Here is a 24,357-nt window from a genome sequence, read left to right as displayed (position 1 = left end):
TCCGGCAGGACAGAGGGGGGTGGCTTGGCGCTCACGCTCGGTGAAACGTCGAAGCTCACAGCGCTTGCGTCGTGTAATCCCCTTCCGGCTCGTAGAGGCCGTCCTCGATCTTGGTCTTGTGGACGACCTTCAGCTTGCCGCCTTCGACCTTGGAGATGTTCTGGATGCCGAAGCATTGGTGGATCTTGCCGTTAAAGGTTTTCGGACCCTGCGGATGCTCCGGCCCTTCGGCGAATTCCTTCAGCGCTTCGGTTGCCTCGACCAGCTTGGCGCGGTCTTCCGGCCCCTTATAGCCGGCATCCTCCATCGCCTTCTTGATGACATAGAGCGTCTCCCAGCAGCCGAACATGTGGGCAGCGGTGGAGACGTCCTTGGGATCGCCGACGGCGGCGCCATTGTCGTCGATGCCGACGGCGGCGCGATAGGCCTTCTGCGCGGCCGAGTCATCGGGCTGCGCGTAGCGCGGCGAGCCTTCCCAGAAATGGCTGCCGTCGAGGAATTCGAGGCCGGGGCTGTTGATGTCGACGGCTTCGAGGGAGTCGATGAAGCCGAAGAGCTGCGGCCTTTGCGAGCCGTAGAACTCGCCGAGCTCCTTGACGAAGGTGAGCACGGCCGGACCCACCATGACGTGGTAGATCACCTCGGTCTCGGCCGGGATCTGCGGGAAGTATTTGGTGAAGGACGACTCCGTCGGCGGGATGGCGATCTGCGCGATCACGTCGGCGCCTTGCGCCTTCAACGCCGGCGGCAGGTAGTCGCGATGGTCGTAGCCGAAGGCGAAGTCGGGGAAGATCTGCGTCACCTTCTTGCCGGCATTCGCCGCGATCCACGGCGCCATCGACTGGATCTGGCTCTTCACGTCGGTGATGCCGGGCTGGAAGACGTAGCGGTTGAGCTTGGTCGAGGCGACGTGGTGGCCTTCGCTGACCACGAAATAGGGGATCTTGTTTTCGCCGGCGGCGGGCGCCGAGCCGATCACCACATGCGAGAACAGCGTGCCGAAGATGATATCGGTCTTATGCTGCGTGGCGAACTTGCCGACCACCTCGGCGCCGCGGGCAGGATCGGTGCCATCATCTTCGATCACCAGCTCGACCTTGCGGCCGCTGATACCGCCGGCATCGTTGATCGCCTTGACGGCGGCAGCGCTCGTCTTCTCGTACCAGCGGCCGTAGGCGGCGCCGATGCCGGTGCGGTGCGACTGGAAGCCGATCTTGATCGGCGCCGAACTCTGCGCCTGGCTGTAGCGAACGAAGCCGGGCGCGAGCGCCAGGCCGGCGCCGGCGGCGATGCCTTTCAGCGCTGTGCGGCGGGAAAGCGTGCTTTTGGAGAGGTCGAAAAATCCGTTCTTGTCAGCCATGTCCGTTCCCCTGTTTTCAGTTTTTTGACCAGCGATAAGGCGGCTCGATCCTCCGCGCTCGGAGGACGCGAAAATTGCATGTGTACAAACTAAATCACCAAAGCTGTGACGTGGCAAGCGAGCTTCCACCCGACCCGATTTTCGGGGCCATGCGCGCGTCATGACGGGCCCTTGTCTCATCCTGCCGTCGGCGTGGCAAGCAGCCATAGGCCGAATATGGTGTAGGCGATCATCAGAAGCGTCAGCGGCAGCTGGCTGAGCGCCGCGCGCGACGGCTGCGGGTGGAGTCGCCAGGCTAGGCCGTGTGCGATCAAGACCGCCAGCACATGGCCGACGATGATGACGCCGGCCTGCAGATTCCAGAGCCACCAGGCCGACTCGGCGCCGACGACAACGCCCGCCTCGACCATCCTGTCGGCGGTGCCGAACAGGTTCCAGCCGAGTGCGAACGGGTCGGACAAAGCGACCAGCGCGTATTGGCCGTCGACGAGCAGCGCCGTGAGGTAGTGGGCGATGTGGTAGGCGAGCGCGATCGGCACGATGGACCAAATCAGGAGGCCGGCGGCTTTCTCGAAGGCTTGCCCGTCGCCGGCAAGGCGCTGGCCGAGTGAAACGGCAAGCGCGAACACGGCCGCCAACAAGATGAATGTCAGCACCAAGCCAAAGCTGCCGATGCCGATCAACGCGGTACGGCCGGGAAACTCCAGCGGATTGACGCCGAACAGGCCGAGCCAGAAGAAGGTTTTGGAAAGACCGTCGAAGGATACGGACGAGAGCGCCAGCAGCAGGAACGCCGTGCCGCTTGCCGGCAGCGACGAGGCGGAAAGCAGCTTCGCACCGGGCCAGCCGAGGTCGAGCCGGCCTTTTTCGCGCTGGACCGGCGCGAAGCGGGCGACGATGGAGAAAAAGACGGTCAGGAATTCGCCGCGCCGACTCCAGTCTTCGTAGCCGAAGACGCATATGGCGGCGAAACTGAGCAGCCAGTAGATGCCGGCGGCGAAGGCCAGGCGCGACGGATCGTCGGGCGCGGGATCGATGAGCTCGAACCAGGCGAAGCCGAAGAACAGGACGAACGCCGGCCAGTAGCCGAGCCATTTGGGAAGGCGCGATGGCTCGGCTTCGTCAGTGCGAAGGTTGAAGACGCGAGTTGCAACGCGCCAGGGGCCGTACCACGGGTTGAGCCAGGACCAGAGATCGCCGAATACCCCCTGCAGCAGCGTGAAACCGGCCCAGAGCAGCGTCCAGATCACCAGAGGCAAGGGGTTGGAGAGTGGATCACGGCTGCCGAACAGGCCGGTGGCGATGAGAAGCACGAAGCCGGCAAAGGAAAGCAAGCTGAGGACGGTGCGCGGGTGGTCGCTGACAGTGAACAAAGAGAGGCGTCGGCGCCAGAAGCGGTCAAGAGCGGCGGGCGGCAGCAGCGCCAGCGTCAGAAAGCTGACAGCCACCGCAAGCGCGCCACCAGCGATGTAGTAGCCCGTGGGAAGAAGCAGGACATGGCCGCGGTCAGAGGCGTGGGCGAAGGCGGGGGTGGGGAGGAGAGGTATGAATGAGGCCGCCATTGCGAAGGACGTATTTCGAAGCCGTCGATTTCCACCGACGTGCTCCTTCGCACCCCCCTCTGTCCTGCCGGACATCTCCCCCGCAAGGGGGGAGTTCGGATGTCGCGCGCGATTTCGCCAATTTTGACCGCCGCAGAAAGAGGCAGATTGCGCGAAACTGCCAATCTCCCTCCTTGCGGGGGAGATGTCCGGCAGGACAGAGGGGGGTGGGCGGGAACTCAAGTTATCCGGTTATCCGAAATTCTATTCGAGCAGTCCTCACACCTTGACCAGCTGCTCCACCCGCCCCTTCTCGCCGAAGATGCGCAAATAACGCTTGATCTCCTTCTCATCGCCGGTCGACTTGGCGGGGTTGTCGGAGAGCTTGACCGCCGGCCGGCCATTGGCTTCGCTGACCTTGCAGACCAGCGAGATGGCGTCGAGGCTGTTGGTCTCGGTCGGCGCGCAGCCTTCGAAATCATTGGTGAGGTTGGTGCCCCAGCCGAAGGACATGCGCACCTTGCCGCGGAAATGCTTGTAGGTCTCCTCGATGGTCTCGACCTCGAGCCCGTCGGAGAAGATGAGCAGCTTCTGTTTCGGATCCTTGCCCTTCTCGCGCCACCAGGCGAGGATCTTCTCGCCGCCTTCGATGGGCGGCGCGCTGTCGGGGCGGAAGCCGGTCCAGTCGGCGATCCAGTCCGGCGCGTCGCGCAGGAAAGCGGACGTGCCGAACGTGTCGGGCAGCACGATCAGCAGATTGCCGCCATAATAGCGCTGCCAGTCCTGCAGCACCTTGTAGGGCGCCTGCCTCAGCTCCTCAACGGAATTGGCAAGTGCCGCAAACACCATAGGCAGCTCGTGCGCATTGGTGCCGAGCGCCTCGAGGTCGTTGTCCATGGCCAGAAGCACGTTCGACGTGCCGGTGAAAGCCTCGCCGATGCCTTCCTTCAGCGCCTCGACGCACCAGCGCTGCCACAGGAAGGAGTGGCGGCGGCGGGTGCCGAAATCGGAAATGCGGATGCCGGGCAGTGCCTTCAGCCGCTCGGTCTTGGCCCACATCTTGGCCTTGGCGCGGGCGTAGAGCACGTCGAGCGCAAACTGGCCGAAGGAGCGCATGGCGGCGCGCGAGCGCAGTTCGTTGATGATGGCGAGCGCCGGTATCTCCCACAGCGTGGTGTACATCCAGGGACCGGGGAAGGACAGTTCGTACTGGCCGTCGCGCTTGGTGAGTTCATAGTCGGGAAGGCGGAAATCCTCCAGCCAGGCGAGGAATTCCGGCTCGAAGATCTGCTTGCGACCATAGAAGGTGTTGCCGCCGAGCCAGATCATCTCCTTCTTGGTGAAGCGCAAGGTGCGAGCGTGGTCGAGCTGCTCGCGCAGTTCGCCTTCGTCGATCTCGTCGGCGAGCCGCACCGAGGTCGTGCGATTGATCAGCGTGAAGGTGGCGTCGACGTTGGGGTACATGCCCCAGATCATCTGCAGCATCAGAAGCTTGTAGAAATCGGTGTCCAGCAGGCTGCGGACGATGGGGTCCAGCTTCCAGGTGTGGTTGTAGACGCGCCGCGCTATATCGGTTCGTGCCATATCTGCTCACCCAAAAAGCGCGTCGCGCTTGCGTGATTCCAAGCGCGGCGCCTCAAGTCCCTGTTATGAAGCATTCCGGACGGAAAACCGCCGCGCAGCTCCCAGAATTGTTAACCAGCTGCGGTCTTAGCATTGTATTTTTGAAAGCGCTTCCTGCTTTGCAAGCTGGCCCGACAAAAAGCAGCTATGCAAGTCCAGCGATCATGACGCTGCGCCAGAGCATTTCACCGTTGCACGGCAACCGCGAAATGCTCTTGGCTTTCTTGTTGTTGACGCGAATCTCCGGACGGAAGACCGCTCACACTTTTCCTGGAATCGCTCTAGCCCCGATCACCTTGAGCGCCGGGCGCTTCCTGCGGCTCGGCACACGGCCGGCGACCGGGGCATCGGCGCGGCCCTCGTCCTGCTCCTTTTCGGCAAACAGCCAGTCGATGAAAAGCTGGACGATCGGCGCCGAGCGCATCTCGTTGCGGCAGACGACATAGAAGTCATCGACCGCCGGCACCGACAAAGCGAAGGGCGAGACGAGCATGCCTCTGGCGAGCAGGGCGCGCGCGGTCACGGAATCACCGAGCGCCACGCCGTGGCCGTGGACGGCGGCCTCCACCGCTATGCGCGCGTCGCCGAGGTGATGGCGGCGGCCGCGCTCCAGGTCGAGCGCGTCGGCGGCGGCCAGCCAGGTGTGCCACTCGCGGCCGTCGTCGCCATGCAGGAAAACGTGGTCGGCAAGGTCGCGCACACTGCGGATCGGGCGGTTGTTGATCAGCGTCGGGCTGACCACCGGAAACAGCTCGAGACCCGACCATTTGCGTATCCAGCAGTCGCTCCAGCTGCCATCGCCATAATGCACGCAGACGTCGATGTGCGGCGCGCGGATGTCCCTGGCGTCGTTGGAGGGGATCAGCGTCAGCTGGATGTCGGGATATTGCGCGGTGAAGGAGCCGAGCCGCGGCGTCATCCACAACAGGAGCAGCGCCGGCACGCAGGACACCGACAGCACACCGGTGCTTGCGGGGCGTGTCATGCGTTGCGTCGCGGCGGCGATGCCGTCGAAGGCCGCCGAAACCGCCGGCAGGAACTCAGCGCCGTGCGGCGTCAGCTTCACGCGCTGACCCGCGCGCTGGAAAAGCTTTACGCCGAGCGATTGCTCGAGCGCCTTGATCTGGTGGCTGACCGCGCCATGCGTGACGTTGAGCTCGCCTGCCGCCTTGGTCAGCGAGGCATGTCGCGCCGTCGCCTCGAAAGCGCGCAACGGGTTCAACGGCGGCAAGCGCTTGGCCAAGGACAGCTCCCGACTTTGTGAGATTTTCTCACAGCAAAGACCCTAACAATATCAATTGATTTTTCAATACAGTTGCCCGACACTTTTGCCCGGAACAGCTCAACAGACGTAGATTTCGCAGGCGCCGGCGGGCAACGATCAGCCGGATGACTGCTGGCTTGGCAGCCGTCGGTGCAGCCGCCGCGCTGCAAGCAGTCACGGAGGAGGACCGGACATGGGTTACGATCGCGGCAAGCTCGAAGCGTTGCGCCGCAAATATGGCGAGAGCCATGGCGGCGAGATGTTCGATCCGAAATTCCGCAAGGTCGCCGACAAGATCTTCAGCAAAAGCGGCACCCGGCTAGCGCCCTATTCCGGCATCCCGACCTTCCTTGCCGCGCCGTACCGGCAGGTGGCGGCCGACAATCCGGATTTCGGCGACTTGCAAGTGGCGATGATCGGCGTGCCGATGGACCTTGGCGTCACCAACCGGCCGGGCTCACGCTTCGGGCCGCGGGCGCTGCGCGCCATCGAGCGCATCGGCCCCTACAATCACGTGCTGGAATGCGCGCCGACGCATGAGCTGCGCGTCGCCGACATCGGCGACACGCCGTTCCGCAGCCGTTACCGGCTGGAGATCAGCCACGAGGACATCGAAAAGCGCACCAACCAGATCGTCGACGCCGGTGTGCTGCCGCTTTCGGTCGGCGGCGACCACTCGATCAGCCATCCGATCCTGAAGGCGGTCGGTAAGCAGGCTCCGGTCGGCATGATCCATATCGACGCCCATTGCGACACCAGCGGGCTGTTCGACATGACCAAGTTCCACCACGGCGGACCGTTCCGCAACGCGGTCCTGGACGGCGTGCTCGATCCCACCCGCACGATCCAGATCGGCATTCGCGGCTCGGCCGAGTATCTGTGGGAGTTCACCTATGAATCCGGCATGACGGTGGTCCATGCCGAGGAGGTGACCGGCCTCGGCATACCCGCCATCATCGAGAAGGCGCGGAAGATCGTCGGCGACGGCCCGACCTACATCTCCTTCGACGTCGACAGCATCGATCCGGCCTTCGCCCCGGGCACCGGCACGCCTGAAGTCGGTGGGCTGACGACGCGCGAGGTGCTCGAGCTGCTGCGCGGCCTGAAGGGACTCAACATCGTCGGCGGCGACGTCGTCGAGGTGGCGCCGCAATATGACGCGACCACCAACACCGCCCATGTCGGCGCGCAAGTCCTGTTCGAGATCCTGAGCCTGATGGTGTTCAGCCCGGCAATCAAGAAAGGCTGACACGAGAGCGTTTCACCGCTTCATGGAATCGGCGAACCGCTCTAACGCTTTGTTTCTACGCAATTCCGGACGGAAGCTATACGAAGTCGCCAAGCGTAGACCGCTTCCCGCTTTTCCTGGAATTGCTAACCAGTACGGCCGTCGCGCTGGAGCCGGCGGCCGGTTTCAACAACAAGCTTCCAGCAGGGGAACTAAAATGACTCTTCGAAACACACTGAAATCCGCACTTGCGGCACTCATCATGCTCGGCGCCGCCGGTCTTGCCTCGCAGGCCAAGGCCGACGCCATCGACGACATCACCAAGGCCGGGGCCATCAATGTCGGCATCTTCTCCGACTTCCCGCCTTTTTCCTCGGCCAGCGCCGACATGAGCATCAAGGGCTATGACATCGACGTCGCGCAGGCGATCGCCGATTCCTTGAAGGTGAAGCTGAACCTCGTCAGCGTCACCGGCCAGAATCGCATCCCGTATCTCACCGACAAGCGCGTCGATATCCTGATGAGCGTCGGCTATTCGAAGGAGCGCGAGCAGGTGATCGATTTCGCCGCCGCCTACGCGCCCTATTACATCGCCGTCATCGGCCCGGCCGAGCTTGCCGTCAAAGGCAAGGACGACCTTGCCGACAAGTCGATCGCCGTCAATCGCGGCACGCTGGAGGATACCTCGCTCACCCAGGCGGCGCCCGCCTCGGCCGACATCCGCCGCTTCGACAACTACAATTCCGTCATCCAGGCCTTCATCTCCGGACAGACGCAGCTCATGGTGGTCGGCAACGATGTCGGCGCGCAGGTGCTGGCCAAGCAGGTTGCATTGAAGCCCGAGCAGAAGTTCCAGCTGCTGACCTCGCCCTCGCATATCGGCCTCAACAAGAACGAGGATAGGCTGAAGAAGGCGGTGAACGATGCGGTCACCAAGATGCTGGCGGACGGCAAGCTGGACGAGAGCTCGAAAGCCTGGCTGAAGACGCCGCTCAATCCCGACAACCTCAAGGATTGATCTCGCTTGGCGGTTCAGCGCGCATGAAGCGCTGAACCGCTCCCGTACTTTTTTCTTGCGCTACACGCTTTCCAACAGGGCCAATCGCGATGGGCTACAGCCTGGACTTCGGCTGGCTTGCGGGTGCAGCGGGCGTGATCGCGCGCGGCGCGGCGATGACGCTGCTTCTGATCGTCGTCACCACGCTGGCCGGCACTTTCCTCAGCATCCTGGGCGCCGCCGGACGCCGGAACGGCCCGAGGCCGCTCAAGCTGGCGATCGGCTGGTATGTCGAGGTGATGCGCAACACTCCGTTCCTGGTGCAGCTGTTCTTCATCTTCTTCGGACTGCCCAGCCTCGGCATCCGACTCGATCCGATCCTGGCCGCCATGCTGGCGATGACGCTCAACATGGCGGCCTACACGATCGAGATCGTCGGCGCGGGTCTGGACGCGGTGCCGCGCGGGCAGACGGAGGCAGCACTTGCGCTCGGGCTCAGGCCCAGGCAGGTGTTCATCAAGATCGTGCTGCCGCAGGCGCTGAAAGTGATCTATCCGGCGCTGACCAGCCAGATCGTCATCATGATGCTGGAATCGGCCGTGGTGTCGCAGATCGCGGTGCGTGAACTGACCTACGAGGCCGACATGCTGCAGGCGCGCACCTTCCGCGCCTTCGAAACCTATCTGGTGGTGACCATGGTCTATCTCGGCCTGTCGATGGGGCTGCGCCGGCTGCTGGTCAGCGGCGGACGCCGCGCACTCGGAGCCGGCGTGTCATGATCGAATTCACCCTCTGGGACATATTGCGCAACCTTCTGCTCGCCGCGCGGTGGACGGTGCTGTTGTCGCTTGCCGCCTTCGTCGGCGGCGCGCTGGTCGGGCTGGTCGTGCTGTTCTTCCGCATAGCCAAGAACAAATGGATCAAGCGGATCGCTTCCGGCTATATCGCGCTGTTCCAGGGCACGCCGCTCCTCATGCAGCTTTTCCTGATGTTCTTCGGCCTGCCGATGTTGGGGCTGCGCATCGAGCCATGGACCGCCGCGGCGCTCGGCCTCACCTTCTTTGCCAGCGCCTATCTCGCCGAGATCTGGCGCAGCGGTGTCGATGCGCTGCCGCGCGGCCAGTGGGACGCCGGCGCCAGTCTCGGACTGCATTATCTGCAGGAACTCAGGCTGATCATCCTGCCGCAGGCCTTCGCCATCACGCGCGCCCCGACCGTCGGCTTCCTGGTGCAGCTGATCAAATCGACGGCGCTGACCTCGATCATCGGTTTCGAGGAGTTGGTCAGGACCTCCAACGCCATCAACAACGCGACCTTCGAACCCTTCACCGTCTACGGGCTGGTGGCGCTGATCTTCTTCGTGATGTGCTTCCCGCTGACGCAATATGCGCGGCGGCTTGAGCGTGTCGCCGCACACTGAAGGTCGACGAGGGCCGCCGCCTGACCGGCGGCCGCTCTTCTCAATGGCTGAACGACAGCGCCGGCGCGATGCGATCGCGCCGCAGCCAACGGACGAGCAGGAGCACCGCCACCACCGCCAGGCCTGACGAAAGGCCGATCCAGATGCCGACGCCGTTGAAGCCGAAATGGAAGGCGAGCAGCACGCCGAGCGGAAGGCCGACCCCCCAATAGCCGATCGCGGCATAGATCATCGGCACCTTGGTATCGTGCAGGCCGCGCAGCATGCCGGCGGCCACCGCCTGCGCGCCGTCGAAGATCTGGAACAGCGCGGCAAACACCAGGAAGGACACGGCAAGCGTGATCAACCTGGCATTGGCCGGATCGGCGAGATCGATGAAGGCGCTGATCAAAAGATGCGGCCATAGGATCATCACCAGCCCCATCAGCGCCATGAAGGAGACGCCGATGACAAAGCTGGTCCAGCCGGCGCGCGAGACGCCCTCGGGATTGCCGGCGCCATGTGCCAGGCCGACGCGCACGGTGACCGCCTGGTTGAGGCCGAGCGGCACCATGAAGGAGATCGAGGCGATCTGGATGGCAATCGCGTGGGCTGCCAGCGAATCCGCGTCGATCAGACCCATCAGCAGGGCTGCCGCATTGAAGATCGTCACCTCGAAGGCGAGGATGCCGGCGATCGGCAGGCCGAGCCTCAGCAGGCCGCGGAAGCGCGGCCAGTCGGAGCGCCAGAAGCGGCCGAAGAGGTGATAGCGGCGGAATTTTTTCTCCAGCACCACCACGGCCGCCAGTCCAACAAACATCAGCATGCTGGAAAGCGAGGTGGCGAGGCCCGAGCCGGCGATGCCCATCGGGCGGACGCCGAGGTTGCCGAACATGAAGACCCAGTTGAAGAAGGCGTTGCAGGCGACGGCGACGAAAACGATGATCAGCGCCCAGCCGGGCCGCTCCAGCGCCGAGATGAAGGAGCGCAGCACGATATAACCGTAAAAAGGCAGCACCGCCCATTGCAGCCAGTGCAGGTAGATGCCTGCCTGGTGCGCGAGGTCCGGCTTCTGCCCCATGGCCAAAAGCACTTCTTCGCCATGCCAGAGGAACAGCCAGATCGGGATCGAGACGAGGACCGCCAGCCAGAGTCCTTGGCGCACGGTGCGGCGCAGGTCGCGCACCGAATGGCGGCGGCGGCCGAGCTCGGTCGCCATCATCGGCGAGGTGGCGAGCATCAGGCCAAGCCCGAAGATCAGCGGCATGAAATAGAGGTTGGAGCCGAGCGCGCCGGCGGCCAGCGTGTCGGGTCCCAAACGGCCCATCATCATGACGTCGGTCGCGGTCATGGCGGTCTGGCCGAGATTGGTGAGCACCATCGGCCAGGCAAGCGACAATGTTGCCCTGATTTCCTGACGCCAAAAATTTTCCGGCGCGCGAGCGCCGGCTTCGATCGCAGACATTTTCCGCTCTTCAGACCACGGCGCGTCGGGACTCGCCCGGAAGCCGCACGCAAACGGCGCAAAATGGCGCCGTTTGCGCCGTCTTGTGAACGAAATGCGACATATTGGCAAGGAGGAGGAGCGGCGACCTATTGAGCCAGCGGGAAGCGCAAGAGCCGGGCCTTCTATTGGATGGTGTCGAGCGCCTGCCGCTGGCGGTGCATTTCGAGGAAGATGCGATAGTCGCGGTCGAAGCGAGCGCCGGCGGCCGGATTCGGGGGCCGCGTCCTGCCGCCCTGCTGCATGGCCACGCAAGCGGCGTTCAGGTCGGGGTAAAGCCCAGCGGCGGTCGCAGCGACCATGCCGGTGCCGAGCAGCACCGCCTCGTCGGCCAGCGGCTCGATGACGGTGCAGCCGGTGGCATCGGCATAGAGTTCCATCAAGAGCGGGTTCTTGGTGTGGCCGCCGGTGACGTGCAGCGTGTCGATCAAATAGCCGTTCTCGTTCAGCGCCTCGAGCACATGGCGCACGCCGAGCGCGATGCCGACGGCGGTGCGCCAGTAGAGCTTGCACAGGCTGTCGAAGGAGGAATCGAGTGTCAGCCCGCTGACGACGCCAACCGCGTGCGGGTCGGCGAGCGGCGAGCGATTGCCGTGGAAATCCGGCAGCACATGCAGCCGCGCCGCCAGCGCGTCGCCCTCGGCGGCGCGCAGTTCGGCGACGCGCTTGGCGATCCTGGCATGCATTGCCGCATCCGGCTCGCCGCCGGCGCCGTGCCAGCGGATGATGTGGTCGAGCAGAGCGCCGGTCGCCGACTGACCGCCTTCCGACAGCCAGAGCTTTGGCAACGCCGCGCCATAATACGGTCCCCAGACGCCGGCGAAGGGCTGCGGATCCTGCGACATCGCCATGACGCAGGACGAGGTGCCGGCAATCAGCGCCAGGTGCCGGCTGATGTCCTTCTCGTCGCCGGCAAAGCCGCCGAGCACGCCGAGCGCGCCGGCATAGGCGTCGATGACCCCGGCGCCGACCCGGCATTTCTCCGTCAGGCCGAGATCTGCCGCTGCATCGGCCGTGAGTTGCCCGATATCGGTGCCGACGGGGCTCGCCTTGTCCGGGAGATTGCCATGCTCGAAGAGATCGCCGATGCCGACGAGCTTGAAGAAATCGCGCCGCCAGCCCGTCTCCTCATGCGCGAGATAGGTCCATTTGGCCGTAAGCGTGCATTGCGAGCGGGCGAGCGATCCGGTCGCTTTCCAGGTCAGGAAATCGGCGAGATCGAACAGATAGCCGGCTTCATTCCAGGTTGCGGGCAGGTTGCGCTTCAGCCACATCAGCTTCGGCGTTTCCATTTCCGGCGACATCACCCCGCCGATATAGTCGAGCACCGCATGGCCGCTTCTGGTGCATTCGTCGGCTTCGGCGATGGCGCGATGGTCGAGCCAGACAATGGTGTCCCAGCGCTTCTCGCCGGTGACCGAGACGCTCAGCTGATCGCCCTGCCTGCCGCGCACCACCAGCGAGCAGGTGGCGTCAAAAGAGATGCCGACAATATCCGATGCGGCGACGTTCGTCTTCTCGCGCGCGGCCCGCACGGCGGCGCAGACTGCCGACCAGATATTTTCCGAGTCGTGCTCCGCGTGATCGGGCTTAGGCTGGTGCATGGCGATCGGCCGCTCGGCGCGGCCGAGCAGATTGCCATGCGAGTCGAGAATGCCCGCGCGAGCGCTCCCGGTGCCGACATCGACCGCGCAAACGAAACTCGTCAAGATGCTTTTACTCTCGCTCCCAGGTCTGCAATCAGGTCGGGCAATTGCAGCATGTCAGCGAATATAAAGTCCGGTTCGGTCGACGCAAGCCGCGCCTTGAGCGCAGGGTTGTTTGCATGCGATCCGCCGGTGAAGGCAAAGACACGCATCCCCGCCGCCCGCGCCGCGGCGATGCCCGCCGGGCTGTCCTCGATGACAAGGCATTTGCCCGGATCAGCGCGCATCGCGGCGGCGGCATGGAGGAACAGGTCCGGCGCCGGCTTGCCGCGCTTGACCATGGCGGCGCTGAAGAGGTGCGGCTCCAGCAGGCCCAGCAGGCCGGTGACCTCGAGCGCGTAGCGGATGCGCTCCAGCGTGCCGGAAGAGGCGACGCAATGGGGCAGGCCAAGCTTCGGCAGGATCTCCTTGATGCCGGGGATCGGCTTCAGCTCCTCGCGGAACTTGCGCATCAGCTCGACGCGCATGGCGGTGAGATGCTGGTCGCTGATCTCAAGCCCGAAATCGCTGCCGAGGATCTCGCGCACGCTCTTCATGCTCTTGCCGAGGAAATGCTCGTAGGCGGCGTCCTCCGAGACCGTGCCGCCGGCGAGCTCGATCATGCCCAGCAACGCGGACACCGAAAGCGCCTCGCTGTCGACCAGCACGCCGTCACAGTCGAAGATGACGAGCTCGGGCGTCATTGCGGCTGCGTCCAAAGAGCTTCAGAGCTTATCGGCGAGATAGCGCGTCAAGGTTTCGCGCGCGCCGTTCGCCCACAATTCGTTCAGCGCATGGGCGAAGGCTTCGGCAAAGACGGCGGAGCGGCCGACATCGCCATAGATGTCGTCCATCGCCAGCCAGGCCTGGGGCGAGTTCTTCGCCGCTTTGGCGGTCGCCTGCATCCGGTCCCAGCTCGGATCGTTCGGCTCGATGACGGCACCGCTGTCGGTGGTGCCGAAGCAGTAGCGGCACCAGAGCGCGGACTCCAGAGCCAGGCCGGCAACACCTTTCCCCGCCTTCAGTCGGTCCGCGGCGGTCGGAATTATGAATTTCGGCTGGCGGTTGGAACCGTCGAGGCAAAGCCTTCGGATGGTGTCGCCGATCTTGGGGTTGGAGAAGCGGCGCTCGATGAGCTGGTAGTAATCCTCGAGCACCGTGTCCGGCACCGGCGGCACGGTCGGGATGATCTCGTCGCGCTCCAGCTTGGCGAGGAAGCCGCGCACCAGCGGCTCCTGCATCGCCTCATGCACGAAATGGATGTCCATCAGGCCCGCCGGATAGGCGATTGCTGCGTGGCCGCCGTTCAAGATGCGGATCTTCATCAGCTCGTAAGGCGAGACATCCTTGACGAACTGGACGCCGGCCCGTTCCAGCGGCGGCCGGCCGGCGGTGAAACGATCTTCCAGCACCCACTGTTTGAACGGTTCGCAGAAGACCGGCCAATTGTCCTCCAGTCCGAAATCATTGGCCAGAATGCTGCGCTCGCGATCGGTGGTGGCCGGCGTGATGCGGTCGACCATGCCGTTCGGGAAAGCGACGTTGTCCCTCACCCAGTTGGCCAGAGCCTCGTCGATCAGCCGGGCAAGGCCGATGACGCCGTCGGAGGTGACGTGGCCATTGTGGGGGATGTTGTCGCAGGACATGACCGTGAACGGCACGATGCCGTCGGCGCGCCGGCGCACCAGTCCGGCAAGAATGATGCCGAAGACCGTCTTCGGTGCCGCACCGGGCTGGGCATCGGCGACAATGTCGGGATGGGCCGGATTGAACTTTCCGGAGGCCGGATCGATGAAATAGCCGCCCTCGGTGATGGTCAGCGACACAATCTTGATCGCAGGGTCGGCGAGCTGCTCGACGATCGCCTCAGCATCGCCCGGCATCAGGAAATCGACCATGGCGCCGGTGACGCGGGCGCTCATATGGCCCTGGTCCTGCTCGACCACGGTGGTCAGCCAGTCCTGCTCCTGCAGCCTGGCGCGGCCGGCCTTCTCGCCCTCGAACACGCCGGCGCCGATCAGCGCCCAGTCATGGCCGAGGCCGGAATTGAACAGGTCGTCGAGATAGACAGCCTGGTGCGAGCGGTGGAAGTTGCCGACGCCGAAATGCACAATGCCGGCCTTCAGCGCGGCGCGATCGTATTTCGGACCGGAAACCTTCGACGGAAGCTTTGCGAGGTTCGAGGAAGAGAGTTTCACGGTCATCTTACTTACCCTTTGGCCGAGTGCAGCAATCCAACCCCCAAGTCACCCGCTTGGGGCGAGCGGTGAGGGGCAGCATCCGTTTGCCGGTATGCGCCCCTCACCTGCCCCGCGACGCGTCCTCCCCGGAGGAAGGGGGGGCGCGCTTCCCCCTCAACTCATCCATTGACCGCCATCGACGTTGTAGGTCTGGGCGACAATGTATTCGGCTTCTTCACTGGCGAGGAAAACCGCCATGCCAGTCAGATCTTCGGCTCGACCCATGCGGCCATAGGGCACGCTTTCGCCGACGAGCCTCTTCTTCTCGCCCTTCGGCCGGTTCTCATATTTGGCGAACAGCGAATCGACGTGATCCCAATGCTCGCCGTCGACGACGCCCGGTGCGATGGCGTTGACGTTGATGCGGTGCTTGATCAGGTCGAGTGCGGCCGACTGGGTAAGCGAGATGACGGCGGCCTTGGTGGCGCAATAGACCGCGACCAGCGGCTCGCCGCGGCGCCCGGCTTGGCTCGCCATATTGATGATCCTGCCGCCCCGGCCGGCAGCGATCATCGAGCGGGCCGCCGCCTGCAGCATGAACAGCGTGCCGGCGACATTGACGGAGAAGAGCTTGTCGTAGCTCGCGCGGCTGATCTCGACGATGGGCGCAAGGTCGAACAAGGCGGCATTGTTGATCAGGATGTCGAGGCCGCCCGCCTTCGCTTCGACGGCTTTCACGCCGGCCTCGATCGAGGACTGGTCGGTGACGTCGAGGCGGATCGCGTAGGCGGCAGAGCCGATATCCTTCGCCGTCGCTTCCGCCGCTTCGAGATTGATGTCGGCAATCGCCACCCTGGCGCCTTCGCGAATATAGGCTTCGGCGAAGGCCCTGCCGATGCCGCGCGCCGATCCGGTGATCAGCGCCGATTTGCCTTTGAGCCTCACTGCGCCAGCGCCTTGCCGTCGGCGCCGAAGCGATGGAGCTTGGCCTTGTCGGGCGTCAGGTAGACGGTGTCGCCGTGCTTGACGGCAACCTCGCCGTCGGCGCGCACATTGATCGTGCCGATGCCGTCGGTCTGGACATGCAGGAAGGTGTCGGAGCCGAGATGCTCGGCAACGCCGACCGTCGCCTTCCAGTCGCCGGCAGTGGTCGAGATGTTGATGTGCTCGGGCCGGATGCCGATGGTCTTGGCGCCGTATTTGTCGGCCGGCGCGCCTTCGATCAAGTTCATCTTCGGCGAGCCGATGAAGCCGGCGACGAACAGGTTCTTCGGCGTCTTGTAGAGTTCCATCGGCGAGCCGACCTGCTCGATGTTGCCGGCATTGAGCACGACGATCTTGTCGGCCATGGTCATGGCCTCGACCTGGTCGTGGGTGACGTAGATCATCGTCGTCTTCAGCTGATGATGCAGCTCGCTGATCTCCAGCCGCATGGTGCCGCGCAGGGCTGCGTCGAGGTTGGACAGCGGCTCGTCGAACAGGAAGGCCGAAGGCTGGCGCACGATGGCGCGGCCGATGGCGACACGCTGGCGCTGGCCGCCGGAGAGCTGGCCCGGGCGCCGCTCGAGATAGTTGGTGAGGTTCAAGACACGCGCCGCGTCCTTGACCTTCTTGTCGATGGTCGCCTGGTCCTCGCCGGCCATCTTCAGCGGGAAGGCAATGTTCTTGGCGACCGTCATATGCGGGTAGAGCGCGTAGGATTGGAAGACCATGGCAAGCTTGCGCTTGGCCGGCGCCTCACGGGTGACGTCGCGGCCATCGATGCTGATGGTGCCGCCGCTGGTGTCCTCCAGCCCGGCGATCAGCCTGAGCAGCGTGGACTTGCCGCAACCCGAGGGGCCGACGAACACGACGAACTCGCCGTCCTCGATGGCGAGGTCGATGTTCGGAATGATCGTCGTCGACCCGAAGGACTTGGAGACGTTCTTGAGCGTGATGTTTCCCATGGTTTCCTCCCCGGATTTCGCCCGCCGCTTACGGTTTACTTCACGGCGCCAAAGGTCAGGCCGCGCACCAGCTGCTTCTGGCTGAACCAGCCCATGATCAGAATCGGCGCGATCGCCAATGTCGAGGCGGCCGAGAGCTTGGCCCAGAACAGGCCCTGCGGACTGGAGAAGGAGCTGATGAAGGCGGTGAGCGGTGCGGCCTCGGTGGTGGTCAGGCGGATCGTCCAGAACGCCTCGTTCCAGGCCAGGATGATGTTCAAGAGCATGGTCGAGGCAATGCCGGGAACGGCCATGGGCGTCAGCACATAGATGATCTCGTTCCACAGCGAGGCGCCGTCCATGCGCGCCGCTTCGAGGATCTCGCCCGGGATCTCGCGGAAATAGGTGTAGAGCATCCAGACCACGATCGGCAGGTTGATCAGCATCAGCATGATGGTGAGGCCGATGCGGCTGTCGAGCAGGCCGGTGTCGCGGAAGATCAGATAGATCGGGAACAGCACGGCGACGGCCGGCATCATCTTGGTGGAGAGCATCCACATCAGGATGTCCTTGGTCCGCTTGGTCGGCGAGAAGGCCATCGACCAGGCCGCCGGCACGGCGACGATGAGCGCAAGGACGGTCGAGCCGACCGACAGGATCACCGAATTGAGGAAGAACTTGAAATAGCCGCTCTGCGCCTGCACTTCCGAATAGCTTTCGGTGGTGCCCGACGGGATCAGGGCGAAGCCCTGGATCGCCTCCTGCTCCGACTTGAAGGATGTGATGATCGTATAAAGGATCGGGAAGAAGATCAGCAGGGCGACGACCCAGGCCGCGACTGTTGCGATCGTCTTGTGCTGGGTGGTGACTGCGCGTGCCATGTCAGGTCCTCCCGTATCGGCGATGTTGGCGGCAGGGTCGACCCCCACTCCGGTTTGCTGCGCAAACCACCTCTCCCCCGATCGACGGGGTAGAGGAAGCGCGGGGCTTCGATGCAGGCGTTTCCTCTCCCCCGGGCAGGGGGAGAGGTGTCCCGCGCAGCGGGACGGAGTGGGGGTGGTTCAGCGCAAGTGGCATCGTCTTGCCCCTACTTGTCCAGGTTCCTGCCGACCGCGCGCATGACGAAGAAGGCGACGATGTTGGCGAGAATGACCGCGATGACGCCGCCTGCCGACGCCTGGCCGATTTTGAATTCCAAGAGCGCCTTCTGGTAGACGAGGAACGGCAGGTTGGTGGAGGCGTAGCCGGGACCGCCATTGGTGGTGACCAGGATCTCGGCATAGACCGAGAGCAGGAAGATGGTCTGGATCAGGATGACGACGGTGATGGCGCGCGACATGTGCGGCAGCGTCAGATACCAGAAGCGGCTGAGGAAGCCGGCGCCATCCATCTCGGCCGCCTCTTTCTGCTCACCGTCAAGCGATTGGAGCGAGGTGAGCAGGATCAGCGTCGCGAAGGGCAGCCATTGCCAGGCGACGATCAGGATGACGGCGGTCAGCGGGTGCTGACCGAACCAGTCGATCGGGTTGGCGCCGAAGAAGCGGGCAATATCGGCAAAGACGCCGTATTGCGGGTGCATGATCATGTTCTTCCAGACAAGCGCCGCCACCGGCGGCATGACGAAGAACGGCGAGATGACCAGGATGCGCACGAAGCCCTGACCCCAGATCGGCTGGTCGAGCAGCAGCGCCAAAAGGATGCCGCCGATCACGGTGATGACCAGGACACTGACGACGATGGTCAATGTGTTGAGGATCGACTGCAGGAAGGCGGGGTTGGAATAGAAGAGCTTGTAATTGGCGAACCAGACGAACCCATCGCGGATCGGATTGAGCGGGTTGTACTGGAGGAACGAGAACCACAGCGTAAAGACCAGTGGCACGATCATCCAGACGAACAGCAGGATCACCGACGGCGCCATCATGAAACGGGCAAGCGAACGGGTTTGCTGAGTAGCCATGACGGTCACCCTCCCAAGGTCAGCCGGATTTTAGACTTGTGCCAGAATTCCTGATTGCAAAGGTGGCCGCCCGAACTGGGTTTCGGGCGGCCTATGCCGGTCATGATCCGCTACCGGCGTTCGGCACCGGGAGGAGCCTTACTTGAGGTAGCCGCCTTCGGTCATCGCGGCAGTCGCCGCGTCCTGGGCCTGCTTCAGCGCATCATCGACGCTCGACTGGCCGGCAAGAGCGGCGGAGAAGAGCTGACCGACGGTGGTGCCGAGGCCCTGGAATTCCGGAATGGCCACGAACTGCACGCCGACATAGGGCACCGGCTTGACGGTCGGATGCGTCGGGTCGGCGGCATTGATGGAGTCCAGCGTCATCTTCGCGAAGGGCGCTGCCTTCTGGTACTCCGGATTGTTGTAGAGCGAGGTCCGCGTTCCGGGCGGAACGTTGGCCCAGCCTTCCTTCGAAGCCACAAGGTCGAGGTAGTGCTTCGAGGTCGCCCAGGAGACGAACTTCTCGGCGGCGTCCGCCTTCTTGGTGCCGGCGGGGATGGCGAGAGACCATGCCCACAGCCAGTTGCCGCGCTTGCCGAGACCCTTGTCGGGCGCCAGCGCATAGCCGACCTTGTCGGCGACCTGCGAGGCCTTCGGGTCGGAGACGAAGGACGCGGCGACGGTGGCATCGATCCACATGCCGCACTTGCCCTGCTGGAACAGCGCAAGATTCTCGTTGAAGCCGTTGGAGGACGCGCCCTCAGGACCATCTGCCTTCATCAGGTCGACATAGAACTGCAGCGTGTTCTTCCATTCCGGCTGGTCGAATTGCGGCTTCCAGTTCTCATCGAACCAGCGGGCGCCGAAGGAGTTCGACATGGCGGTCAGGAAGGCCATGTTCTCGCCCCAGCCGGCCTTGCCGCGCAGGCAGATGCCGTTCACGCCATTGGCCCGATCGGTCATCTTGTCGGCGGCCTCCTTGATGAAGTCCCAGGTCGGCGCGTCGGGCATTTTAAGCCCCGCCTTCTCCATCAGGTCCTTGCGGTACATGACGAAGGAGCTCTCGCCGTAGAAGGGCGCGGCATAGAGCTTGCCGTCGACCGAAAGGCCGCCGGCAATGGCCGGGATGATGTCCTTGACGTCGTAGTCGTCGCCGAGCTTCTCGAGCGGCAAGAGCCAGCTCTGCTTGGCCCAGATCGGAACCTCGTAGGTGCCGATGGTCAAGACGTCGTACTGGCCACCCTTGGTGGCGATGTCGGTGGTGACGCGCTCGCGCAGCACGTTCTCTTCGAGCGTGACCCAGTTGAGCTGGATGTCGGGATTGGCCTTCGTGAAGTCGTCCGTCAGCTTCTGCATGCGGACCATGTCGCCGTTGTTGACGGTGGCGATGGTGATGGATTCGGCATGCGCGGCGAATGCAAGGGCGCTGGCCGACAACAGGCCCAGGGTGAGCGTGCGAAGTTTCATCAATTCCTCCCTAAAACCAAGATGAGCATTTGCCTTGGCTGTGGGCAATTACTCACTAAGTGTGAATTATGTCAAGCCGGAATCGATGCTGCAGCGCAGCACAAATCGATGCCGCGCCCGTCTGGGCGATGCGTAGCGGAGACGGCAGGCTGTGATGCCGGTCTACTGACAGGCGATCTCGGCGAGAATCCAATCGCGGAAGGCGCGGATCTTCGGCACGTTGCGCCGGGCCGTGGGATAGACGAGCCAGTAAGCGTGGCCGTCGTCTCCTACAAGGTCGAAGGGCTGGATCAGCCTGCCGTCGGCAAGCTCGTTCTTAAACAGGGCGCTGGTGACGATCGCAACACCTTGCCCGGCCATCGCGGCATTGGCCTCATAGGCCTGCGCGCCCATGCTGGTGCCGGGGCGGATGGCTAGTTCCTCCGCGGGCAGGCCGGCGAGCGCGAACCATTCCTGCCACCAGATGTCGCCGGGATCGAGGATGGGGAGCTTGAGCAGGTCGGCCGGCTCCTTGACGCCGCCGATGCTCGCCGCAAGCCTGGGGCTGAGCACCGGGGTGAAGTCGGCCCTGAACAGCATATGCGTTTCCACGCCGGGCCATTTGCCGCCGCCGGAACGGATGGCGATGTCGACGTCCTCACGGGCGAAGTCGACGACCCGGTTCGAGGTGTCGACGCGCACGGCAAGCGAGGGGTGCGCGACCTGAAAGGATCCCAGATGCTGCGCCAGCCAGTTCGAGGCGAAGGTGAGCAGGGTGGAAACGCAAAGCACGCCGTCGGCGCCGGCTCGTGCGGCCGCATAGGCGCCGCTCAGCAGCGCGAATGCCTCGCTGACAGCCGGCGCAAGACGCTGGCCGGGTTCGGTCAGCTCGATCTGCCGTGGACGGCGCAGGAACAGCGGCGCGCCGATGCGCTCTTCCAGAAGCTTGATCTGATAGCTCGCGGCGGCCTGGGTCATGCCGAGCTCCTCGGCGGCCTTGGTGAAGGAGAGGTGTCTGGCCACGGCCTCGAACACCCGAATCGCCTGCAGGGGCGGGAGCTGGACATTCTGCCGGGAGCTCAGATCGGGCATAAGGCCTCTTTATGGGTCATGATCGACGTTTGATTGGAAGCACGTGCCGATCAGCCCGATATTTGGGGTCGACGATCACTCCAGTTCAAGCATAGCGAAGGCTGACGATCATGACCCCGATGCAGGAAAAACTCGATTCGACCCCGATACATGGATGGATTTCGCTGCTGGCGCGGGAATTCTCGTGGTTCGCCAGCCGCAGGCGCGGCTATGTCGATGTCCGAGAACTGTCGGAGCACCTGCAGCGGGACATGGGCTTCCTCGATGGCAACGATCCGCATGGACGCTACAAATAGCCGGGTTTCTTTTTATCGCCAACGGCTCGTCGCGTCAGATTCGGCCCGAGCCCAGCATCACGATCACGCGCCGCCGAGCAGGGCGGTGGCTGTCCGTTCGTCGGTGATGAGGCCGTTGACCAAACGCCGGTTCACGGCGGCGAGGATGCCCGGCAGCTTGCGCTCGCCCATGGCAAGCGCGATGACCAAGGACTTCTCGCGTGACGGCAAGGCGGCGGACGAAACGCGGTCGTTGGTGATGCCTTCGATCATGCGGCCTTCGCGGTCGAAAACCCAGCCGACGATCTCGGCGACGCCGCCGGCTTTCTGCAGCGCCTTCAGTTCCCTCTCTGAGATGAAGCCGTCCTCATAGAGCGGCGCCTTCGGGCCGAGATCTCCGATGCCGACGAATGTGACGTCGGCCTCCGCGGCCAGCGCCAGCGTCGGCTGGATCATCGGCTGGCTGAGCAGCATGTCGCGCTCTTCCGGCGAGGAGGCGATGACCGGCAGCGGCATCGGGAAGGAGCGCGCCTTGACCCGATCGGCCATGGTGAAGATGACGTTGTAGAAGGCGGCCGAGCCGTCGGGCGAGATGTTGCCGGTCAAGGACACCACCTTGTGCTGCGGGCACTCCATCGGCGGCAACAGCTCGATCGCCGCCTTCAGGGTGCGCCCGGTGCCGATGGCCATGACGATGGGGGCGGCGGAGCGCAGCCGCCGCTCGATTTCGGCAGCCGCCGCCTCGGCGACGCCGATCGTCGTCGAGGACGAGGTCGGATCGCTCGGCACCACCTCGACGAGATCGAGCGCGAAACGCGACTTCAGCCGCGCGGCAAGGTCGAGGCAATTGGCGATCGGATGATCGACGCGGACCTTGATCAGCCCTTCCGACATCGCCAGCGAGACGAGCCGCTGCGCCGTCTGCCTGGAAATACCGAGCTTGGCGGCGATCTGATCCTGGGTGTTGCCGGCAACATAGTAGAGCCAGCCGGCCCGCGCGGCGTCGTCCAACCTGGTGCTGCCGGTTTCCTGTCGCGCGTTCACATTCTGCCTCCCCAAGCCCGACAATAGCGGGCCCTCTAGATTACAGCGAAAGCGGCCCTGCGCAATTGTCAAGTTGAAAGAGCAATTGCTTGCGCCGCTGCCGACCAAGGTTGGCCCTGTTCGGGACTCGCTTCAAGCATTTGCCGGGAGAGCGGTTTATCTCTGACCGGAAACCCATTAAGGGATCGGCAAAAGGAGCCTTGCATGACGCCGAAAGCGGTTTTCTGGGACATGGACGGCACGCTGGTCGACAGCGAGCCGCTGCACGAGGCAGCACTTGTGGCCGCTTTGCGCAGCGTCGGCATCACGCCGCCGACCGACCTGCACGAACGCGTGCTGGGCGTCGCGGCATGGCCGGTCTACGAAATGCTGCGCGACCAGTTCGGCCTCGACCTGCACTTCGATGACTGGATCGTGCGCAAATACGACCACTATCTGCCGATGGCCGAGACGCTCAAGCCGCGGCCCGGCGCGATCGAGGTGTTCAACCAATTGCGCGCGCTAGGCGTCGAGCAGGCGGTGGTGTCCAATTCCGACCGGCTGATCGTCGACGCCAATCTCGGCGCGGTCGGTCTCGTCTATCCCGGCATGCACACGGTGAGCCGAAACGACGTACGCCAAGGCAAGCCGCATGCGGAACCCTTCCTGCGCGCGGCTTATCTCGCCGGCGTCGATCCGGCCGACGCGGTCGCGGTCGACGACAGCCGCACCGGCGCGATGGCCGGCCTGGCTGCCGGCATGAAGACGATTTTCTGGCCGGAAGCGCCGATGGAAGGACCGCCCGGCGCAATCGTCATCAACAGCGCCGAGGAACTGCGGGCGCAATTGGGTCTCTAAGAAGACGTGCCAACGCCGGCGCTGCCCCTCATCCGCCTGCCGGCACCTTCTCCCGTGACTACGGGGAGAAGGGACACGCTCCGACGCTGGCGATCCCCCTCTCACCGCCCTTCACGGGGAGAGGGTAAGGGTGGGGGCAGCGCCCGGCTTCGAAAATAGGCGAAGCCAAGCCTCCAGTGTCACCCACAACCGCGGCTCAGTTCCTGTAGACCGGCTCTTCCTCGTCGAGGATTGCCTTCAGCTCCGCAAGGTGGCGCTCGGCCTGGCCGGGATAGTCGTCCATCTCGCTCGCCGTCTTTTCCGCGATCTCATCGGAGAGCGTGCGCAGCGGCCGACCGGTCCACAGCGCCTTGATGTAGGTCTCGGCGGCACGCTCGAAATAGAACATGCGATTGAAGGTGTCGGCGACAGAATCCCCGATGACCATCACGCCGTGATTGCCCATGACCATCACCTTGACCTTGGGATCGACGAGCAGTCTCGAGCAGCGCTCGCCCTCCTCTTCGAAGGCCAGCCCGCCATAATGAGGGTCCACGACATGGCGGTTGAAGAACATGGCCGAGTTCTGGTCGATCGGCGGCAAGGTGGAGTCGGCCAGCGAGGCAAGCACCGTGGCGTGGATCGAATGCACGTGCATGGCGCAGCGCGCATGCGGCACGTTGCGGTGGATGGCGCCGTGCAGGCCCCAAGCCGTCGGGTCGGGCGCGTTAGGGCCGGAGAGCGTTTCGGGATCGTTGGCGTCGATCAAAAGCAGATCGCTCGCCTTGATACGCGAGAAATGCACCTGGTTCGGGTTCATCAGGAACTTCGTGCCGTCCTCGTTGACCGACAGCGAGAAATGATTGGCGACCGCCTCATGCATGTTGAGCCGCGCCGTCCAGCGGAAGGCGGCGGCGAGATCGACCCGCTCCTGGTAATAAGGCAGGTTGGTCAGCGTTTCCTTCTGTAGACGGGCAAGGCTCATCGAAAATCCTCCGGTTTGGCCGAGCATGCCGTGCATGGCGGCTGCCAGCAA

22 protein-coding genes are annotated in these 24,357 nt (G+C 64.0%); 6 read left to right on the top strand and 16 right to left on the bottom strand.

From position 1 onward, the window contains the following. Positions 1-55: 55 nt before the first annotated feature. The 4 genes from P9230_RS30145 to gcvA (P9230_RS30130) all read right to left on the bottom strand — a co-directional run bounded on the left by P9230_RS30145 (position 56) and on the right by gcvA (P9230_RS30130) (position 5,767). Entirely contained in the window at positions 56-1,360 is a 1,305-nt protein-coding gene (locus tag P9230_RS30145; RefSeq protein ID WP_095825557.1) for an ABC transporter substrate-binding protein, read from the bottom strand. A 176-nt stretch (positions 1,361-1,536) separates the two neighbouring features. Further along, positions 1,537-2,997, bottom strand: coding sequence for a hypothetical protein (locus tag P9230_RS30140; RefSeq protein WP_278121561.1), 1,461 nt, complete (start codon positions 2,995-2,997; stop codon positions 1,537-1,539). Between the two features lie 183 nt (positions 2,998-3,180). Continuing rightward, positions 3,181-4,485: a nicotinate phosphoribosyltransferase gene (pncB, locus tag P9230_RS30135; RefSeq protein ID WP_127324382.1), complete on the bottom strand. Its 1,305-nt coding sequence runs from the start codon at positions 4,483-4,485 to the stop codon at positions 3,181-3,183. Between the two features lie 298 nt (positions 4,486-4,783). Then, the gene (gene gcvA, locus P9230_RS30130) at positions 4,784-5,767 is read right to left on the bottom strand and encodes a transcriptional regulator GcvA (RefSeq protein WP_095799105.1); all 984 of its coding nucleotides are present in this window, start codon (positions 5,765-5,767) and stop codon (positions 4,784-4,786) included. Positions 5,768-5,981: 214 nt separating this feature from the next. Here gcvA (P9230_RS30130) and speB point away from each other — a divergent pair, with 214 nt between their 5' ends. From speB to P9230_RS30110, 4 genes are all read left to right on the top strand, one after another. Continuing rightward, positions 5,982-7,037 carry an agmatinase gene (gene speB, locus P9230_RS30125; RefSeq protein ID WP_095782179.1) on the top strand — a complete coding sequence of 352 codons (1,056 nt, stop codon included), beginning with the start codon at positions 5,982-5,984 and terminating at the stop codon, positions 7,035-7,037. A gap of 196 nt (positions 7,038-7,233) precedes the next feature. After that, complete coding sequence (locus P9230_RS30120) at positions 7,234-8,034, top strand: transporter substrate-binding domain-containing protein (protein ID WP_278121559.1); 801 nt, start codon at positions 7,234-7,236, stop codon at positions 8,032-8,034. A gap of 89 nt (positions 8,035-8,123) precedes the next feature. Next, a complete protein-coding gene (locus tag P9230_RS30115) occupies positions 8,124-8,792 on the top strand; it encodes an amino acid ABC transporter permease (protein WP_095799104.1) in 669 nt (222 codons plus the stop codon). Beyond that, positions 8,789-9,433 (top strand): amino acid ABC transporter permease, encoded by a 645-nt coding sequence (locus tag P9230_RS30110; protein WP_066999193.1) that lies wholly within the window; start codon positions 8,789-8,791, stop codon positions 9,431-9,433. The genes P9230_RS30115 and P9230_RS30110 overlap by 4 nt, the downstream gene beginning before the upstream one ends. A gap of 40 nt (positions 9,434-9,473) precedes the next feature. Here the strand turns inward: P9230_RS30110 and P9230_RS30105 are convergent, their stop codons facing one another. From P9230_RS30105 to gcvA (P9230_RS30060), 10 genes are all read right to left on the bottom strand, one after another. After that, the gene (locus P9230_RS30105) at positions 9,474-10,877 is read right to left on the bottom strand and encodes an MATE family efflux transporter (RefSeq protein ID WP_095825552.1); all 1,404 of its coding nucleotides are present in this window, start codon (positions 10,875-10,877) and stop codon (positions 9,474-9,476) included. Between the two features lie 164 nt (positions 10,878-11,041). Then, positions 11,042-12,628: an FGGY-family carbohydrate kinase gene (locus tag P9230_RS30100; RefSeq protein WP_278121587.1), complete on the bottom strand. Its 1,587-nt coding sequence runs from the start codon at positions 12,626-12,628 to the stop codon at positions 11,042-11,044. Continuing rightward, the gene (locus tag P9230_RS30095; protein WP_127240211.1) at positions 12,622-13,305 is read right to left on the bottom strand and encodes an HAD family hydrolase; all 684 of its coding nucleotides are present in this window, start codon (positions 13,303-13,305) and stop codon (positions 12,622-12,624) included. The genes P9230_RS30100 and P9230_RS30095 overlap by 7 nt, the downstream gene beginning before the upstream one ends. 21 nt (positions 13,306-13,326) lie before the next feature. After that, entirely contained in the window at positions 13,327-14,805 is a 1,479-nt protein-coding gene (locus P9230_RS30090) for a mannitol dehydrogenase family protein (RefSeq protein ID WP_278121555.1), read from the bottom strand. A gap of 150 nt (positions 14,806-14,955) precedes the next feature. Continuing rightward, a complete protein-coding gene (locus P9230_RS30085) occupies positions 14,956-15,726 on the bottom strand; it encodes an L-iditol 2-dehydrogenase (RefSeq protein WP_278121553.1) in 771 nt (256 codons plus the stop codon). Further along, positions 15,723-16,727, bottom strand: a complete 1,005-nt coding sequence (locus P9230_RS30080; RefSeq protein WP_066999175.1) for an ABC transporter ATP-binding protein — start codon at positions 16,725-16,727, stop codon at positions 15,723-15,725. The genes P9230_RS30085 and P9230_RS30080 overlap by 4 nt, the downstream gene beginning before the upstream one ends. Before the next feature lie 35 nt (positions 16,728-16,762). Next, the gene (locus P9230_RS30075; protein ID WP_067323984.1) at positions 16,763-17,587 is read right to left on the bottom strand and encodes a carbohydrate ABC transporter permease; all 825 of its coding nucleotides are present in this window, start codon (positions 17,585-17,587) and stop codon (positions 16,763-16,765) included. A gap of 206 nt (positions 17,588-17,793) precedes the next feature. Beyond that, on the bottom strand, positions 17,794-18,666 hold the full coding sequence (locus P9230_RS30070; RefSeq protein WP_127404037.1) for a sugar ABC transporter permease: 873 nt from the start codon (positions 18,664-18,666) through the stop codon (positions 17,794-17,796). Between the two features lie 138 nt (positions 18,667-18,804). Beyond that, on the bottom strand, positions 18,805-20,115 hold the full coding sequence (locus tag P9230_RS30065; RefSeq protein WP_095831914.1) for a sugar ABC transporter substrate-binding protein: 1,311 nt from the start codon (positions 20,113-20,115) through the stop codon (positions 18,805-18,807). A 162-nt stretch (positions 20,116-20,277) separates the two neighbouring features. Then, positions 20,278-21,186, bottom strand: coding sequence for a transcriptional regulator GcvA (gene gcvA, locus P9230_RS30060; protein WP_278121550.1), 909 nt, complete (start codon positions 21,184-21,186; stop codon positions 20,278-20,280). 110 nt (positions 21,187-21,296) lie between these two features. Between gcvA (P9230_RS30060) and P9230_RS30055 the strand changes: the two genes are divergently transcribed. Then, positions 21,297-21,482, top strand: coding sequence for a hypothetical protein (locus tag P9230_RS30055; RefSeq protein WP_095782167.1), 186 nt, complete (start codon positions 21,297-21,299; stop codon positions 21,480-21,482). A 63-nt stretch (positions 21,483-21,545) separates the two neighbouring features. Here the strand turns inward: P9230_RS30055 and P9230_RS30050 are convergent, their stop codons facing one another. Further along, a complete protein-coding gene (locus tag P9230_RS30050; RefSeq protein ID WP_278086095.1) occupies positions 21,546-22,505 on the bottom strand; it encodes a sugar-binding transcriptional regulator in 960 nt (319 codons plus the stop codon). 204 nt (positions 22,506-22,709) lie between these two features. Here P9230_RS30050 and P9230_RS30045 point away from each other — a divergent pair, with 204 nt between their 5' ends. Then, a complete protein-coding gene (locus tag P9230_RS30045; RefSeq protein WP_066999155.1) occupies positions 22,710-23,342 on the top strand; it encodes an HAD family phosphatase in 633 nt (210 codons plus the stop codon). Positions 23,343-23,538: 196 nt separating this feature from the next. Here the strand turns inward: P9230_RS30045 and P9230_RS30040 are convergent, their stop codons facing one another. Further along, entirely contained in the window at positions 23,539-24,306 is a 768-nt protein-coding gene (locus tag P9230_RS30040) for a class II aldolase and adducin N-terminal domain-containing protein (protein WP_067324682.1), read from the bottom strand. Positions 24,307-24,357: the final 51 nt, after the last annotated feature.

This window comes from Mesorhizobium sp. WSM4887 (genome assembly GCF_029625865.1).
In the GTDB taxonomy this organism is placed as follows: domain Bacteria; phylum Pseudomonadota; class Alphaproteobacteria; order Rhizobiales; family Rhizobiaceae; genus Mesorhizobium.
The sequence above is the reverse complement of the archived record's forward strand: the minus strand, read 5'-3'. Positions and strand labels throughout refer to the sequence as shown.

Coding starts and splice junctions, on each gene's coding strand:
- P9230_RS30080 (WP_066999175.1), bottom strand. CDS start 16,727: ATGGGAAACATCACGCTCAAGAACGTCTCCAAGTCCTTCGGGTCGACG.
- P9230_RS30045 (WP_066999155.1), top strand. CDS start 22,710: ATGACGCCGAAAGCGGTTTTCTGGGACATGGACGGCACGCTGGTCGAC.
- P9230_RS30095 (WP_127240211.1), bottom strand. CDS start 13,305: ATGACGCCCGAGCTCGTCATCTTCGACTGTGACGGCGTGCTGGTCGAC.
- speB (WP_095782179.1), top strand. CDS start 5,982: ATGGGTTACGATCGCGGCAAGCTCGAAGCGTTGCGCCGCAAATATGGC.
- P9230_RS30115 (WP_095799104.1), top strand. CDS start 8,124: ATGGGCTACAGCCTGGACTTCGGCTGGCTTGCGGGTGCAGCGGGCGTG.
- P9230_RS30075 (WP_067323984.1), bottom strand. CDS start 17,587: ATGGCACGCGCAGTCACCACCCAGCACAAGACGATCGCAACAGTCGCG.
- P9230_RS30120 (WP_278121559.1), top strand. CDS start 7,234: ATGACTCTTCGAAACACACTGAAATCCGCACTTGCGGCACTCATCATG.
- P9230_RS30090 (WP_278121555.1), bottom strand. CDS start 14,805: ATGACCGTGAAACTCTCTTCCTCGAACCTCGCAAAGCTTCCGTCGAAG.
- gcvA (WP_278121550.1), bottom strand. CDS start 21,186: ATGCCCGATCTGAGCTCCCGGCAGAATGTCCAGCTCCCGCCCCTGCAG.
- P9230_RS30105 (WP_095825552.1), bottom strand. CDS start 10,877: ATGTCTGCGATCGAAGCCGGCGCTCGCGCGCCGGAAAATTTTTGGCGT.
- P9230_RS30145 (WP_095825557.1), bottom strand. CDS start 1,360: ATGGCTGACAAGAACGGATTTTTCGACCTCTCCAAAAGCACGCTTTCC.
- pncB (WP_127324382.1), bottom strand. CDS start 4,485: ATGGCACGAACCGATATAGCGCGGCGCGTCTACAACCACACCTGGAAG.
- P9230_RS30055 (WP_095782167.1), top strand. CDS start 21,297: ATGACCCCGATGCAGGAAAAACTCGATTCGACCCCGATACATGGATGG.
- P9230_RS30065 (WP_095831914.1), bottom strand. CDS start 20,115: ATGAAACTTCGCACGCTCACCCTGGGCCTGTTGTCGGCCAGCGCCCTT.
- P9230_RS30070 (WP_127404037.1), bottom strand. CDS start 18,666: ATGGCTACTCAGCAAACCCGTTCGCTTGCCCGTTTCATGATGGCGCCG.
- P9230_RS30110 (WP_066999193.1), top strand. CDS start 8,789: ATGATCGAATTCACCCTCTGGGACATATTGCGCAACCTTCTGCTCGCC.
- P9230_RS30140 (WP_278121561.1), bottom strand. CDS start 2,997: ATGTCCGGCAGGACAGAGGGGGGTGCGAAGGAGCACGTCGGTGGAAAT.
- P9230_RS30040 (WP_067324682.1), bottom strand. CDS start 24,306: ATGAGCCTTGCCCGTCTACAGAAGGAAACGCTGACCAACCTGCCTTAT.